The organism is Lysinibacillus sp. NPDC096382 (genome assembly GCF_044762845.1).
Taxonomy (GTDB): domain Bacteria; phylum Bacillota; class Bacilli; order Bacillales_A; family Planococcaceae; genus Lysinibacillus.
Map to the genome: position 1 here is coordinate 19,472 of NZ_JBIWFC010000008.1, position 14,263 is coordinate 33,734.

16 protein-coding genes are annotated in these 14,263 nt (G+C 33.4%); 6 read left to right on the plus strand and 10 right to left on the minus strand.

Annotated features, from left to right (window positions below):
* Nucleotides 1-14 precede the first annotated feature (14 nt).
* Both ACIQZA_RS12925 and ACIQZA_RS12930 read left to right on the plus strand, forming a co-directional pair.
* The gene (locus ACIQZA_RS12925) at nucleotides 15-686 is read left to right on the plus strand and encodes a response regulator transcription factor (RefSeq protein WP_402881734.1); all 672 of its coding nucleotides are present in this window, start codon (nucleotides 15-17) and stop codon (nucleotides 684-686) included.
* Nucleotides 686-1,921: a sensor histidine kinase gene (locus ACIQZA_RS12930; RefSeq protein WP_400934841.1), complete on the plus strand. Its 1,236-nt coding sequence runs from the start codon at nucleotides 686-688 to the stop codon at nucleotides 1,919-1,921. The genes ACIQZA_RS12925 and ACIQZA_RS12930 overlap by 1 nt, the downstream gene beginning before the upstream one ends.
* A gap of 125 nt (nucleotides 1,922-2,046) precedes the next feature.
* Here the strand turns inward: ACIQZA_RS12930 and ACIQZA_RS12935 are convergent, their stop codons facing one another.
* Genes ACIQZA_RS12935 through ACIQZA_RS12950 form a run of 4 tightly spaced genes read right to left on the minus strand, consistent with a single transcriptional unit; the run spans nucleotide 2,047 to nucleotide 4,416 of the window.
* Entirely contained in the window at nucleotides 2,047-2,598 is a 552-nt protein-coding gene (locus ACIQZA_RS12935; RefSeq protein WP_402881737.1) for a ferric reductase-like transmembrane domain-containing protein, read from the minus strand.
* A complete protein-coding gene (locus ACIQZA_RS12940; RefSeq protein WP_400934838.1) occupies nucleotides 2,599-3,498 on the minus strand; it encodes an FAD:protein FMN transferase in 900 nt (299 codons plus the stop codon).
* 13 nt (nucleotides 3,499-3,511) lie between these two features.
* Entirely contained in the window at nucleotides 3,512-3,754 is a 243-nt protein-coding gene (locus ACIQZA_RS12945; protein WP_400934837.1) for a hypothetical protein, read from the minus strand.
* Nucleotides 3,755-3,765: 11 nt separating this feature from the next.
* Nucleotides 3,766-4,416: a stalk domain-containing protein gene (locus ACIQZA_RS12950; RefSeq protein WP_402881741.1), complete on the minus strand. Its 651-nt coding sequence runs from the start codon at nucleotides 4,414-4,416 to the stop codon at nucleotides 3,766-3,768.
* 270 nt (nucleotides 4,417-4,686) lie between these two features.
* On the opposite strand from ACIQZA_RS12950, the gene ACIQZA_RS12955 reads away from it, so the two are divergent.
* The 3 genes from ACIQZA_RS12955 to ACIQZA_RS12965 all read left to right on the plus strand — a co-directional run bounded on the left by ACIQZA_RS12955 (nucleotide 4,687) and on the right by ACIQZA_RS12965 (nucleotide 6,153).
* Nucleotides 4,687-5,154 (plus strand): LytTR family DNA-binding domain-containing protein, encoded by a 468-nt coding sequence (locus ACIQZA_RS12955; RefSeq protein WP_400934835.1) that lies wholly within the window; start codon nucleotides 4,687-4,689, stop codon nucleotides 5,152-5,154.
* A gap of 81 nt (nucleotides 5,155-5,235) precedes the next feature.
* On the plus strand, nucleotides 5,236-5,751 hold the full coding sequence (locus ACIQZA_RS12960) for a hypothetical protein (protein ID WP_400934834.1): 516 nt from the start codon (nucleotides 5,236-5,238) through the stop codon (nucleotides 5,749-5,751).
* Nucleotides 5,752-5,766: 15 nt separating this feature from the next.
* Complete coding sequence (locus ACIQZA_RS12965; RefSeq protein ID WP_402881743.1) at nucleotides 5,767-6,153, plus strand: DUF3021 family protein; 387 nt, start codon at nucleotides 5,767-5,769, stop codon at nucleotides 6,151-6,153.
* Nucleotides 6,154-6,353: 200 nt separating this feature from the next.
* Here ACIQZA_RS12965 and ACIQZA_RS12970 read toward each other — a convergent pair whose 3' ends face one another.
* The 3 genes from ACIQZA_RS12970 to ACIQZA_RS12980 all read right to left on the minus strand — a co-directional run bounded on the left by ACIQZA_RS12970 (nucleotide 6,354) and on the right by ACIQZA_RS12980 (nucleotide 9,245).
* Nucleotides 6,354-6,818: an aminoacyl-tRNA deacylase gene (locus ACIQZA_RS12970; protein WP_400934831.1), complete on the minus strand. Its 465-nt coding sequence runs from the start codon at nucleotides 6,816-6,818 to the stop codon at nucleotides 6,354-6,356.
* 439 nt (nucleotides 6,819-7,257) lie between these two features.
* A complete protein-coding gene (locus tag ACIQZA_RS12975) occupies nucleotides 7,258-8,010 on the minus strand; it encodes a hypothetical protein (protein WP_402881746.1) in 753 nt (250 codons plus the stop codon).
* 734 nt (nucleotides 8,011-8,744) lie between these two features.
* The gene (locus ACIQZA_RS12980; RefSeq protein WP_400934828.1) at nucleotides 8,745-9,245 is read right to left on the minus strand and encodes a S4 domain-containing protein; all 501 of its coding nucleotides are present in this window, start codon (nucleotides 9,243-9,245) and stop codon (nucleotides 8,745-8,747) included.
* A gap of 333 nt (nucleotides 9,246-9,578) precedes the next feature.
* On the opposite strand from ACIQZA_RS12980, the gene ACIQZA_RS12985 reads away from it, so the two are divergent.
* The gene (locus ACIQZA_RS12985) at nucleotides 9,579-10,073 is read left to right on the plus strand and encodes an MBL fold metallo-hydrolase (RefSeq protein WP_402881748.1); all 495 of its coding nucleotides are present in this window, start codon (nucleotides 9,579-9,581) and stop codon (nucleotides 10,071-10,073) included.
* Between the two features lie 533 nt (nucleotides 10,074-10,606).
* Here ACIQZA_RS12985 and ACIQZA_RS12990 read toward each other — a convergent pair.
* From ACIQZA_RS12990 to ACIQZA_RS13000, 3 genes are all read right to left on the minus strand, one after another.
* The gene (locus ACIQZA_RS12990) at nucleotides 10,607-12,085 is read right to left on the minus strand and encodes an Lsa family ABC-F type ribosomal protection protein (protein ID WP_402881750.1); all 1,479 of its coding nucleotides are present in this window, start codon (nucleotides 12,083-12,085) and stop codon (nucleotides 10,607-10,609) included.
* A gap of 472 nt (nucleotides 12,086-12,557) precedes the next feature.
* The gene (locus ACIQZA_RS12995; RefSeq protein WP_402881911.1) at nucleotides 12,558-13,622 is read right to left on the minus strand and encodes a Cfr family 23S rRNA (adenine(2503)-C(8))-methyltransferase; all 1,065 of its coding nucleotides are present in this window, start codon (nucleotides 13,620-13,622) and stop codon (nucleotides 12,558-12,560) included.
* 146 nt (nucleotides 13,623-13,768) lie between these two features.
* Nucleotides 13,769-13,930: a hypothetical protein gene (locus ACIQZA_RS13000; RefSeq protein WP_400934824.1), complete on the minus strand. Its 162-nt coding sequence runs from the start codon at nucleotides 13,928-13,930 to the stop codon at nucleotides 13,769-13,771.
* Nucleotides 13,931-14,263 lie beyond the last annotated feature (333 nt).

A 14,263-nucleotide genomic window follows, 5' to 3' on the forward strand; every position in this document is an offset into this window, starting at 1 on the left:
AGGAGGAAGCTGCCTTGAAAATATTACTAGCAGAAGATGATGCACGATTAAGAAGGAATATCGTTCATATTCTAAAGAAAGAATTTCACAATGTGACAGAAGCGGAGAACGGTCAGGAAGCGCTAGACCATACGCTTACAGAGCAATACGATCTTGTTATTTTAGATTGGATGATGCCGAACCTTAGTGGAATTCAAGTGTGCCAGCAGCTACGAAATGCTGGATTCAATGGTAGTATTTTAATGCTAACAGCGAAGGACGACACAGAGGACATCATTAAAGGACTTGATAGTGGCGCAGATGATTACATAGTAAAGCCATTTAAAATAGAGGAATTGTTAGCAAGAATTCGTGCATTATTACGAAGAAAAGATAAAGTGATAGAACAGGTCATCCAAATAGAGCAATTACAGCTGAATGTAGATTCCCGTGTGTTTTTGTACAATAATGAAAGTATAGATCTAACAAAAAACGAGTTTTTACTGTTAGAATATTTATTTATCAATAAAGGTCGTGTACTAACGAGAGAACAAATTTGTATTTATATTTGGGGCTACGATTACGATGTTTCGAATAATTCCTTAGATGCTTTAGTCAAACTTGTACGAAAAAAAATTGATGATGGCCAATCCAAATCACGGATTCAAAATGTTAGAGGAATTGGCTATAAACTGAGGGAAGACTAATGTTTCATAAAACGAAAAAAAAATTATCCTTTTTGTATGCAACGCTTTATTTTTTGCTATTTTCACTATTCGTTATTGTTCTTTACTTTTCCCTCGTAAAATTAATGGAAAATCAACAAATAAACGAATTAGAAGATTTTTATGTTCGGCAAGAGCACGATTTCTTTGAACATGTTCATGCCAATACTAAAACTTTAAGTTATGATCCAAATCGCAGTTTTTTTTACTATATTTACACAAAGGATCACAAGTTTGTCCATGGTGACGAATCTTACAAGGGTCTGAAAAATCAGGTTGAAAAAGCGTTTGGCGATAGAAATCCAGATGAGGACCTCGTACAGCATTATGAATGGCAAGAAGAGCATTTTCTACTTCTAAAAAAGCCAATTTTTAACGATGATATGGTAGCTGGTTATATAATCGTTGGTAAATCTGTGACGTCACAGCATCATTTTTTCCAAATGACAAAGTATTTACTAATCTTATTAACTTGTATTTCAACGGTCTTAATCGGTCTGCTGTCCTATTATATGGCTGGGAAAGCGATGGTACCTATTCAATGGTCGTTCGATAAACAAAAAAAATTCGTATCCGATGCATCCCATGAATTACGAACACCATTGAGTATTTTTTATAGTTCACTTGAAATTTTAGAAGTAGAGGAAGCAAAGCAATTAAGCCCTTTTGGAAAAGAATTAATTACGGATTTAAAAGATGAATCTGAAATAATGAAAGAGCTCATAGATAAACTGCTGTTCTTAGCAAGACATGATCAGCAACAGGTTGCCATTCAAAAAGAAACCATACTATTATCAACTTTACTCAAAAAAGTGGGCACGAAATTCCAAAGGATTATGCCTCCTGACATCCAGCTTTCTACTGAAATCCAAGAAAACATCGAGCTACTTGGTGATGCTTCAAAAATACAAGAGCTACTCTATATTCTTTTAGACAATGCGATAAGATATACAAATAGTGGAGCAATAACACTGACGCTTTTAAAAAATAGAGATTCTGTAAAAATTACTGTTGCTGATAGCGGCGTTGGTATGACTGAACAGGAATTACCTTTAGTGTTTGAGCGATTCTACCGAAGTGATGCTGCTCGTCAACGAAATGGCACTGGTTTGGGTCTTGCCATAGCAAAAGCAATAGTGGAGCAACATGATGGGAAAATTTACGCGACAAGTAAAGTAGGTAAAGGCACTACATTTCATATTGAATTCCCTATATAAATATTGTTCAACATAAAGGAAGCGGGGCTTTTTAAAATGGCACCGCTTCCTGTTAACTTCTTTCAGCAATCATTTTCTGCGCGAAAGCGAAGCGTCAGCTACAATTATGCCGAGGCATAATTGATTTATTGTTGTGACGTTGAAATATTTTCTCTTTTCATGAGCTGGCTTATTGTTCTCGCAACCAGCACTAACATCGTAATCCCCCCAGAAACTACATAAAACATAATAATCAATGTATTTTCTGTATCCGTTCCAATTAGCACTCCATGAACGAGCGATGATACCCATGCTGGTAACACAAGAAAGTGCAGTTTTTTCCATAAGGAGCGATTCATTGTACGAATCCATAAATCCGATGTCATAATCACCATTAATAACAAATAAAATGCTATTGTTCCAAGTGCTGATGGTAAAGACTGATATTTAGCTGAGAATGGAATTAAAATTGCTATTATACTATACGGCTCATATTGATCGATTAAAAGCACTAACATATGCGCTATTACGGTGATTAATCCTAGCCATCCCGCATTTTGATGTATATGATAAATTAAATTTTTATAGGATTTGACAAATGATGATTTTCTCAACAACCCAAATATAATGGAAATTGTAAAGTAAAAATACGCTAAAAACCCTAATAATCGAATCCATTCCCACGTACTGATGGTCATCTATTTCACCCCCGTCATTCTCCAAGTTGCTACTTGCCCTTCTTTAACAATGAAACGGGCACTATGTTGACAATTATTTTCGAACCATTGCTGCAATTCCCTTTCATCCATAAGAAAGCACAGTTTGGCACCAACCTCTGCATCACATAAAGAGGATGTTACGACTGAAGCTTGTAATACTTCAGTATTTGCAATTTCACCTGTTTGTCCGTTTAATAAATGATGCTTCTTCCATGTTCCTTGTATCCAGCTTCGATAAACACGATTAGATGTAGCAATGGCACCTGTTTTCATCTTAATCGAGCTAATTTCCTTGTCGATATCCCAGGCATCTGCAACGCCGATTGTCCATGTCTTGTCCCCAGAAGACCACATTTTCATATCCCCTCCCCCGTCTATTAGTCCGTAATCAGGAGATACCTCTTCTTCAAGCCAATTCGCCAATTTTTCAATGGCATATCCTTTAGCAAATCCACCTAAATCAATTTCCTGCTGCGCTACCTTCATTACTTGCTCATCGCCTAGAAATTGAAATGGTTGATCTGCAATCAGAGGTTTGTTTTGAAATGCCTTGCTGTTAGCTGCATTAAATGGAAAAGATTGGTTGTAGCCATGCTGTTCTAATTGGCGTTTAAGATACGGTGAAAATAAACTATTAGAAAGTTGATAATATTGATCCGCTTGCATTAAACAATCATATAGTAACGAACTAATGCGTAACGTTTCGCCAATTGCCAAATTATTTAGTTGTGATAATTCATTATTCGATTGAAATCTTGACCATTCTTTTGCTACGTATTGAAGCCATTTCTCAGCTTTTTCTTTCCATACGAAATGAACACCTTTTGGCATAGCTATATAAAATTCAGTATTCATTATTTGCAAAGTTAGTGTATCCACACGACCAACTCCATTAAGTTCTTTTCGTTTTGCGCTCGCTTTTGACAGCAGACTGACTTGTAATTTCAAAGTTTGTCCAATCCAGCTGTACGAGTTCTTTTTCTTTCTTCGTCATATTTTTCTGATCTACTTCCTGAACATTATTTGCACGTCTAGTTTCGGCTTCTGTTGGACTGTTAATTTGGGTTAGTATCGCTGCAGATAAAAGTATCCCTGACGCCCCTAATACCCATTTTGCCTTTTTCAGATCTTTCATAGTGCTTCCCCCTAATTCGTAATTGGTTGGCAGACAAATGTTTGATTATTCTCTTGCCACTCTGCTATATAACCTAAGCCATTCGTTATTGTACTAATAGGTACATATAATTCTTCATTCATGTAAAATACTTGTGCAGGAGATGGCGTTTTCACATTGTTATCATAAACAACGTTAGTTCCAGCTCGGTAAATTAATTCATTTGCTTCATTTTTGATATTTAAAATTTTACTCTCTTTGTAAAATGTCGCTTCCGCTCCTAAAACCTGTGCTACAGCTTTTCCAGGTACAAAAAATTCTCTGTCTTTTGGTACAATAAAAAAGCTTAGCTCCTTATTTGTCCCTTCTACCTTTAACGTAACTTTTTGAGAATTTGTAAAAGGTAGCGCTTCTTTATCTACAGCAACTGTTCGTGTCCAAATATTCCAAGTACCTTTCGCACTTACTGCGTCTTGAAAATAATACGTTTCACCTTCTTCTTCATCGTCATCGTAATATTTCTCATCATCATCATCATCGTCGTCTTTATAGTCCTTATATTCTTTATACTTTTCATGTTTTTTATCTTTATGTTCATGATCATCTGCATGTACGACTACGTCATTTGTAATAAAACCTGCCAATATGAGAACTACAACAAGACTAATTTTTTTCATCTTCATCTTCACTACTCCCTTCCTTTGACTTCATTGTAGGTTTCAAAAATGATACAAGACTGAATTTTTGAAACAAATTTTTACATACAATAAAAAACCATTTCTATAGACAGATTTTTCTGCTTAGAAATGGCTTATTTCATAGATTTATGTTTTTATATATATAATATTGGTGAAAACTATCCTACAATTATAAAAATCAGCGTAACATTTGATATACTCTTTTCATTCACTTAAATTACGAAGAACCCATTTTGAAAGGAAAATATGTCTTACATGAAGGTTAACATTAAAATTATTGAAAAACTTACAGAAGAAACATGTACATTTAACATTCACAAAGTAACGTCTTTTATTCAAGATATCGTATCAACTCTTGAAAAAAGCTCTGACAACTATTTATTAGCGAGGTCTACATCAAAAAACGAACAAGAAAAAATTCCTTATTCCAATATATTTTATTTAGAATATCTTGAACGGAAAATATTCATTTATACAAATGATACTATTTTTGAAACAAAAAGCCCTTTATATAAATTGGAGCATGATCTTCCCAATAACTTCATCAGAATCTCAAAAACGATCATGATCAATATTCATTTTTTAAATAAATTTTCGGTTAAACCTAACGGTAATCTTGAAGCCATTCTCTCGAATGAAGAGAAAGTAATTGTGTCAAGAAAATATGTATCTTCTTTGAAAAAGACGCTAAAAACATATTCCAAAAGTCCACTTATGTATTGATTTTCACCACATATGTTTAGACGTATTTCTTTATTCCCTCTTTGATGCCATTATGAATAACATTAAAGGAGGCAATAAAGAATGTATAACATCATTAGAGAAGTAGTTTTAAGAACGCCATTGCCAGTATGGCTATTACTAATTATTTTAATAAAAAGAGGTATCGCTATCTCCCAAGAAAGGCCAATCAATTTATCTAAAATGTTTTTAGTTCCTTTCATATTTATGATATGGGGATTTGAAAAAATGACCTCTCAATTTTCACACTTAGAATTTTGTTTGATTAGCTATTTCTTTTTCATATTACCCGGGACTTTAATTGGTTATTTATTGTACAAAAAATATCAAATGTTCTTCAAACAGGAATCAGTAATCATCAGAAAGAAGTGCTATCTTCCATTGATCATTATTCTAATAAACTTTTTAGTGAAGTATCTCTTAAATGTAACTTTAGGCATCTCGCCATCATTTTATAATGACCTTTCATTTAATATCATTTATTCTGCTATAAATGGACTATCTATCGGACTTTTCTTTGGGGGAATTCTTTTTACATATTATGTACAAAAAGAATTAAACAAGCCTATCTTATTTTGAGAGGAAGACATTTCGTTGCAATTAAAAAACAGACTATTTTCAGGTTTAGGCACTGGTGCATTTATTTATATGATGGTTTTACTATCGAGAAAAAATATCATTTCTTCAGAAGCTGAGATTATTAGTGTATTCATAATCTCGGCTTGCGCAGGTATTTTTACAATCATTTTTGACATTGAAAAATTGAACTATTTGTTTGCTTTAGTCATCCATTTTATCATGATGTTTCTAGTAGTCTTTTCTATATCTTTATATAACAAGTGGGTAGATCATTTTCTAAGCGTAGATTTTATTGGTGGTTTTTTATTACTCTATTTGTTTGCTTGGATCATAACACTTACTAAGACTAAAAAAGAGACGAATGAACTTAATGACTTACTAAAACAGATAAAAAATTTATAAAGGGGATGCATTGGGTCACATTTAGTCTAGTGACCCAATGCCCTATTATGCAAACGAATCTTAATTAGATAAATCAAGCTTCATTAAAACGCAATTCTTTGTTCTTTATTGAACTAACGGTGCAAGCTTGTTGAAGAAGCATGTTACGTTACCAAAGTGGAATTTTAAATTCCATCACTATATACGGTTGTGATAAATTACTATTTACTTACTTTAATAATAGTACCTTGATTGATTCTTAATAAGTCTTGAACATTTATTTTAACTAATGAGTTTTCAGAACCACCACCAGTATATATGTAATCCATATTTGTTACTTTGGGATCAACTAAAAACTTTGCTTGAAAACCAAAAGAAGGGACTCCACCTGGTGGAAAACCTGTATGTTCAATAATTTCATTGCCGTTAGCAAGTCTTGGTTTTTCTATGTTTAATGATTTAGCAACACGAGTCGTACTAGCTCTATTGTTTCCTTTTACAATAGCAACTATTAATTCATTATTTGAGTCAATCATGCAAATATTTTTTACAAAATCGTCTTCCGAACCATTAACTGCTTCAGCAGCCTCTTTTACAGAGTGACATGATTGATTAAAAACGAAGTGCTCAGCTTTTACATTATTAGCGTCTAAAAATTCTTTCACTTTCGTTTCATATGAATTCATAAAGGTCTCCTTTTCATATTCTCATTTGTGTAAATATTAGCATAATAACGCAAGTTTTAAAATCACTACTACTAAGTAATCATGCAATTGCGCTAGAAACGAAGATCATTTTTCATGTAACTTCACTCATCAGCAATAATGGTAATGAACGTTTTGCAAATTGCTTTATGTCATAGGTAATTCCGAACAAGCTCTTACTCAAAAAACGCCTGAGTCAATTCAACCTCAGGCGCTTAACATTTATATACAATACATCATTTTTTACGAATCTATCTAAAACTAAACCTAATTTGTTCACCGCTATACTCTTAACTAAAACATACTATCCATAGGAGTGCATCCTACTTTTTAATTGCCCTTCACATGTTGGCTTAGTCCTCAGCCCCTAACAAATTTAGTTAGGTAAAGCGGATTATTGCATCACACTAATTAGAATTTGTTAATGGTAAAAAGCTGCAGCAATTTCAAGTGCTTTTAGCGGCTCTTTGATTAAATCAAGCGTATAGACAAGTTTTTCGTCCTGCCAAACAATTATATTTCCTGATTTATAAACATCTAAGCGCGCAAAACCATTTTGTTTTGGAATAGGAAGCATATGTGTTTCTAAAAATTGGACTGCCTGTTTAGCAAGCTTCACACCTGCATCTGGATTGTTTGTTCGTGTATGTGTCGCTAAAGCCCATCGTCCCTCATTCCAACCAGTCCATAGCGATCCAGCTCCAGCATCCTGATAACCTTTAAGGTTATAGCCAAGATCAACCTTTTGACCACCATTTTGACTATAGTTCACAAATGAAATTTGCTCATTTGCTACTTTAGCATTCGGATATTGCTTTACTACTAGTCTTGCAATAATCGTAGCTGTCTGTGAATTTTTAAGCTTTCTATCATTGATTGGCAAATACTCTTTACTTTCAAAAAATAGTACTTCAACTTGGTTTGCTTCTGCCTTCGTTGTTGCAGTTAAAAATGTACCTTTTGTTATCGGAAGTCCTTTTGGTAAAATTATAGGTAAATTAGTTTTAAGCTGGTCCTTCATATTTTTTAGTGCACCAGCCTGTGTATTAGATGCTACTATGTTTCCTTTATTTGTTTTGGATGGTTCCTGTTGATTTTCATGTGATTGACGCTCTTCTTCTTGTGGCTTGTTTGGCACGTTAGGTTGTTGCTCTTCTTGTGACTTGTTCGGCACAGGTTCTTCTTGATCAGAGCATGCACTTATTATACTGAAACTTAAAAACATGAAAATGAAAAGTATTTTTTTTATGGTATTGGCCCCCTTTATTTTTCCTATCCTTGATCAACTAAAACTTTGTTATTTAATTCGTTTCGTCAATTCATTAAACTTATAATCAGGCATATCGTAATTCTTTTCCTTTGCGGTACGAAAACCCATTATCTTTTATTTTCAAACCCCGAAGAGCAGCTTCATCATTGATTAATCCGTAAAACCTGTAAATTGTTACACTCAATATAATTTATATATCTACCTCCTAAAATTAGGATTCGGTTAGTAGACGTGAATTTATGACAACAGTTTCACCGTTTTCCAAAAAAATCTAATTTGAGGGTACTGCATGCTAAAGTTGCCGAAAGAAACTAAAGCTAAACCTATCCATTTGATTTCCCCTCTTAACCTTGATGTCTGAATTATAGACGCGTTTTCCTTTACAGATGAATGACTATTGTCCAACTGTTCTATTCTTCCTTATTCGTAAGAATAGGGATTTCTGACTTACCTTGATGTCGTTAGACTAAAAAGAACAAGTTGTAATAAACCTATTTAAGGCGCCTATGATTTATTATTGAACTATCCAAATAACCATTAAGATTTGATGATCCAGCCTGTGACGCTCTCCCTCAAACAAAAGGTCGCACTTATGCAGGGAATGTCTCCCTTCACCATGTTGCGACCTTGAAAAAAATTTATTTGTCAATGAAAATAGAAATGCGTTCACCCTTTGACAATTTTGCACTAGGTTTAATGATTTGATCATTTAATTGAATTGTTCCATCTTCAATTTTCTTTATGATCTGTGATCGACTCCAATCTTCAATTTGGATTGCAAGCACTTTATCAATTCGATGTTTGCCAATCACATCATCTAATACAATGTGTATCACCTTTATTTCTTGTTCTACTAAGCTGATTATCGGAATCGTTGATAATATTGAAGCTTCTTCTTTCTGCTCCTCAACATCAGCAACATGCTCTGAGAACGTTTTATACATAGCTAACTTTTTATTCCACGTATGATTTTTTTCGCATTTATATATTGCATATTGGTATATATTTTTTCCGTTTGCGTTATGCCTTCGTACATTTGTATCCGTAAAAACAGATATTTTCCCACACATTTTGCAGTGCTTCTTGACAGTTCGTTCTGGTATTTGAGAAAGTCTCCAGCGGAATGTAATATTTAACATTAATCCTTCACCTCTTAAGATAAAGGTACGCAAGCATCTATTTGGATATCTCGCAGTACAATGTAAAATTTATTGTTTAAATAAAAAAGGAGATCCTATACAAGGACCTCCTGACGCATTGAGACTACAGGGTTGCTTGGTTCCTTTGTAATGAGAAAAATAGGCATACTACCCCCTTGAAAAAAACAATGTTTTTTTGAGGGTAATGCTATCCAATTTATTCATTACAAAGTAAAGTTTGGCATACGTGTTCTCCTGTATCCTTTCTATCCAAATAGAGTTATCCCAATATTACCATATACTTACACTTAAATGCAATTGGAGTGTTATTCAATGGAGATTATACAAGCTAATATACCAAAAAGAGATAGTTTTAAATTGAATTCTCCGGATGTAATCTTTGAAAATACATTAACCCTTGATTTAGGTAATAAAGTTTGCCTAATTGAAAAAATCAAAAGTACTCATACAGACGACTCTACAATTATTTATATTCCTGATGAAAAAGTTGTTTTTTTAGGTGATTCCGCATATTGTACAACAACAAATTGCCTATTTCATTTCAAGCAATCATTGTTATTGCCTATGATTAAAGACATTAAAAAATATAATGCTGAAATGTTCTTACTTGGTCATGAATCGATCTGTGATTCCAGTGAAATGAATATTTATTGGGAAGAGTTAACAACAGCAAGTCGAGCTGTAAAATCCACCTCATTAGAAAATGCTATTAAGTGCTTTAAGGTAGAAAATAAAAGAGGCCCCAATGATAATGAATTATTTTTCTTAAAAGCATTTGTTAATGACCGTATAATTCAATCACAATAATTGATTAATAGCCACTTTTTTGGCATACCAGTTTCCTCACCATACTGAGTTTGGCTAATTTCATACCTTTGTCAGCTACTCCTTTTATTAGGTTCATCACCAAAAGTTGTGGGTGACTTTTGTTAAAACTTCTACTATGTAAATAGTTGATTGGAGTGGAGACTGGGCGACTCCTCGGGGATCAGCGATAGAGGAACGAAGGCTAAAAGCATCACATCCTGTGATAACGCCTTCGTGACCAACATCGTGTTGGCCCGAGACCCTGCAGCGTAGCGGATGTTTTCTGTGCGAAAGCGTAGTGTTAATGTAGCGGCAGCAACAAATGTTTTCTGTAGCGAAAGCGAAGCGTCAGCTACAAAGCGCCCAGTCGGAACGGAAATCAACCACACGTTTTGGTAATGATCCTTTTATTGTTTGAAATAAAGTTTGTACAACTCATAATCCGGTATTTTACGATAAATAAAAGAATCCATTTTGAAAAAAAGATTGTTTCAAAATGGATTCTTCAATTACATATTAATTTTCAAATTTAACTACATAGATATAGTTTTGGTTGCAACTGTTTGTTGAAATGCTTGATCATGCTCAACAAAAACCATTGTGGGATTAAAATTTTTAATAAGCTCTTCAATCTGCATGCGCGAATAAATATCAATAAAATTCAACGGTTCATCCCAAATATAGATATGCGCTTTTTCACATAAACTTTTGGCTATAAGTAGCTTTTTCTTTTGTCCACCAGAATAATGAGAAATATCTTTCTCAAATTGAATTCGGTCAAAGTCCATCTTACGTAGGATAGATTTAAATAACGTTTCATCAATCCCATGCTCTTCAATAAAGTCCGATAACATTCCCTTCAAATGAGAGGTATCTTGTTGGACATAGGAAATAATAAGTCCTGAACCTCCATACATCGAGCCCGTATGCTGTATCGGATTTCCTAGAATTAGTTTGAGGATACTACTTTTTCCGCTTCCATTCTTGCCATCAAGCACAATTCTGTCACCTTGTTCTAGTTTAAAGCTTATTGGCTTATTCACTATTTGGTCATCGTACTGAACAGACACATCAGCCAAAACAATCAATTCATTTGAATGAAACGCCAATGATTCTAATTTTAACGACTCCGTTTTTTCCACATTTTTCAGCAGTTTTGACTTTTCCTCAATAGCTTTTTGTTGCCTTGATTCAAGGTTTTTTGCTCTCTTCATCATCTTTGCTGCTTTATGTCCTACAAAACCTTTGTCTAACTTAGAACCTGAATTCGTTGTTCCATTTTTGGAAGCTTCCACTTGATTTGACCAACCTGATGTACGCTTTGAAGACTGTTTTAATCTCCCTATATCTTTTTGTAAACGCTCATTAGTTGCCTCTTCGTGTTCCTGCTGTCTATCAAAATTCAACTTCCAAGAAGAATAGTTACCACTTTGAACTTCAATATTGGCCCTATTTATAGATAAAATATGGTCAACGCATCCATCTAAAAAGTTTCGGTCATGTGAAATTAATATAAACCCTTTTTTCTTCCTTAAATAGTCAGAGACCATCTTTCGAGCTTCCGTGTCTAAATGGTTGGTTGGCTCATCAATTAATAAAAATTGACCCTCAGTCAAAAAAAGTGTAGCAAGCAACACCTTTGTTTGTTCTCCATTTGATAATGTATTAAAAGGTCGATACATAGCCTCGGCGTCAACGTCCAGATAGGATATTTCACGGAGAATTTCCCAATCTTCTGCTTGGGGGCAAATTTCTTCCATGATTTCATGCGTATACTTGTTTTTATCCGAAACTGGATAAGGGAAATAATTAAATTCCACTGAAGAATTGATGTTCCCACTATACTCATAATTCCCTAATAATAAATTAAAAAATGTTGTTTTTCCTCGTCCATTTCGACCGATAAATCCAAGTTTCCAATCCGTATCTATTTGAAAGTTTACATTTTCAAAAATATTGTCAAAGCTACTTGGATAAGAAAAAGTTAAATTTTGAACTTGTATCATTGACATGATAAATCCTCCTTTGTATATCCATTCTTTTCACTTTTTATACAAAGTCGGCATATCCATCCATTTAAAATTTCTCCGTATAAGTTGATGGATATTAACGACTTGTACGGAGTAATACATGCGTAACAATAGTGTCTGAATCGCTCACTTTTTTCTCTCCTTTGTTTTTGATTTATGTTACAGACTAACTATGAGAGCATAAAAAATCCTCCCAATTTGAAATTGGAAGGATTAGTCTTTCACTTATACTAAATAAGTGTTCTTTTTTGCCATTGGAACCATGACAAATAAAACGTAAACTGATTTATAAAAATGGACAGACTAATCCTATATTTTTGTAATTTGAAGTTTGAAGTTGTTCATTTCAAATAAAAATATAGTTTAGTTAATCATCGTCCATTCATCAGTCCTCTCATAATTTGTATTTTCATTTTACCAAATTTTTTTATGAAATACAATTCAACAATTTTCTTCATTTCAAATTACGGCTTGTTGCTCCTTGATAATTGCCATACAATTGACCACAAGCTGCATCGATATCAATGCCAAATTGACTTCTAATGGTCACATTAATACCTGATGATTTTAATTTTTTGTAAAAATTCACAACATGACTTTCATTAATTTCGCCGAATCTTAAAGGAGAACTAACAGTTGGGTTATACCTGATTAAATTTACATGATATAAACGTCCTTCTTTATATCGACCTTTTAATAAACTTACTACTTCTTTAGCATGGTCAATAGAATCATTTACACCAGGTAACATTACATAAGCAATATATACTTTTCTTGATGTTGTTCGAATATGCTCATCTAATGTGTCCATCACATCTAATAATGGATACCTATCATTAATCGGCATCAACTTACTTCGTTGTTCATTAAATGGGGAATGTAACGAAAACGTCAAATTGACTTGCGGATAATTCAAAGTCATTTTTTTTATACTTGGAATAATACCAATAGTTGAAATAGATATTCTACGAGGGCTTAAAGCAAACAACATAGGATCGGTAAGTACATCTAAGGCATCAAAAACTTGTACATTGGCTAATGCTTCTCCCATCCCCATAAAAGAAATACTATCGATGGAGTGACCTTGTAAGTAAAAATAGAGGATTTGGTCAGTTATTTCATCTGACGTCAAATTTCTTTTTAATCCAATATCACCTGTTGCACAAAATTTACACCCAAAATTACATCCGCATTGAGAAGATATACAAAATGACTCCCACCCAGCTTTATACTTCATATTTACCGTTTCTATTTTTTCCTTTCCTGAAATCTCAAATAAAACTTTAGTGACTTGCTCAGAATGTTGTTCCTTTAAAGGAGAAGCATCTAAAATAGACTCTCCAAATTCCTTAATTAACATTTCTCTTAACGACTTTGGAAGAACATTAATTTCGTAAAATTTATTTATTCTTTCTTTAAAAATGGCATTCAATATTTGTTTCATTCTAAAGTTAGGATAATTATGTTCCTTTAATAATTCTTCTATTCTTTTATACTTATTGTTTAGTTTTACTTGCATCATTCTCATTCCTTCCATAAGCTCTCTATTTTTATAGGCGTAAATTGAAAGGAGTTGTCTATACCTTAAACACAAAAAAACACCGATAAAATTATCGGTGCTGAACTTTAAATAAAAAAATATGCACAAATAAATAAACAAAGACTCTAAATCATTGCATTGTCATTTATTTGCCATAGAGGTAAAGCTCCGATAACTGTTTTTGTATGGTTGTATAGCTTAAAAAAGGACAGACTACTCCCTTTAACAGCTAAAACATTTCCAATTTTTACGTTTTTACCGAACAGAATTCTAAAAACAGTTAACATTGCTTCCACCTCCTTTTGTCAAATTTATTATAGAGTAATCTAACATGAAAGTAAGTTTATGTAAAGTGTAATTCTAGAATTGTTGAACAAAACAAAGGCCGGAATCAATATTAAATTCAGTCTTTGTTTTCTTAATTAAAATGTCAGCCACCTCCGCTAGTCTAATATGGAAATCTCGTAGGTATTGTGATTTTCCTCATACTTTATCTGTACTGTTCCCTTTCTCGTCCACTTGACTTAGCCGACTTTGGCTACTATCATAAAATAAAATCCATACAGTATTCTGATGAAATGTATAAAATTGTATATAGAGATGTTAATATTAGATTAAAC

Bases quoted from the DNA above. Each gene is read 5' to 3' on its own strand.
- ACIQZA_RS12930 (WP_400934841.1), top strand. From the start codon at position 686: ATGTTTCATAAAACGAAAAAAAAATTATCCTTTTTGTATGCAACGCTT.
- ACIQZA_RS12935 (WP_402881737.1), bottom strand. From the start codon at position 2,598: ATGACCATCAGTACGTGGGAATGGATTCGATTATTAGGGTTTTTAGCG.
- ACIQZA_RS12945 (WP_400934837.1), bottom strand. From the start codon at position 3,754: ATGAAAGATCTGAAAAAGGCAAAATGGGTATTAGGGGCGTCAGGGATA.
- ACIQZA_RS12950 (WP_402881741.1), bottom strand. From the start codon at position 4,416: ATGAAGATGAAAAAAATTAGTCTTGTTGTAGTTCTCATATTGGCAGGT.
- ACIQZA_RS12955 (WP_400934835.1), top strand. From the start codon at position 4,687: ATGAAGGTTAACATTAAAATTATTGAAAAACTTACAGAAGAAACATGT.
- ACIQZA_RS12960 (WP_400934834.1), top strand. From the start codon at position 5,236: ATGTATAACATCATTAGAGAAGTAGTTTTAAGAACGCCATTGCCAGTA.
- ACIQZA_RS12970 (WP_400934831.1), bottom strand. From the start codon at position 6,818: ATGAATTCATATGAAACGAAAGTGAAAGAATTTTTAGACGCTAATAAT.
- ACIQZA_RS12980 (WP_400934828.1), bottom strand. From the start codon at position 9,245: ATGTTAAATATTACATTCCGCTGGAGACTTTCTCAAATACCAGAACGA.
- ACIQZA_RS12985 (WP_402881748.1), top strand. From the start codon at position 9,579: ATGGAGATTATACAAGCTAATATACCAAAAAGAGATAGTTTTAAATTG.
- ACIQZA_RS12990 (WP_402881750.1), bottom strand. From the start codon at position 12,085: ATGTCAATGATACAAGTTCAAAATTTAACTTTTTCTTATCCAAGTAGC.
- ACIQZA_RS12995 (WP_402881911.1), bottom strand. From the start codon at position 13,622: ATGCAAGTAAAACTAAACAATAAGTATAAAAGAATAGAAGAATTATTA.
- ACIQZA_RS13000 (WP_400934824.1), bottom strand. From the start codon at position 13,930: ATGTTAACTGTTTTTAGAATTCTGTTCGGTAAAAACGTAAAAATTGGA.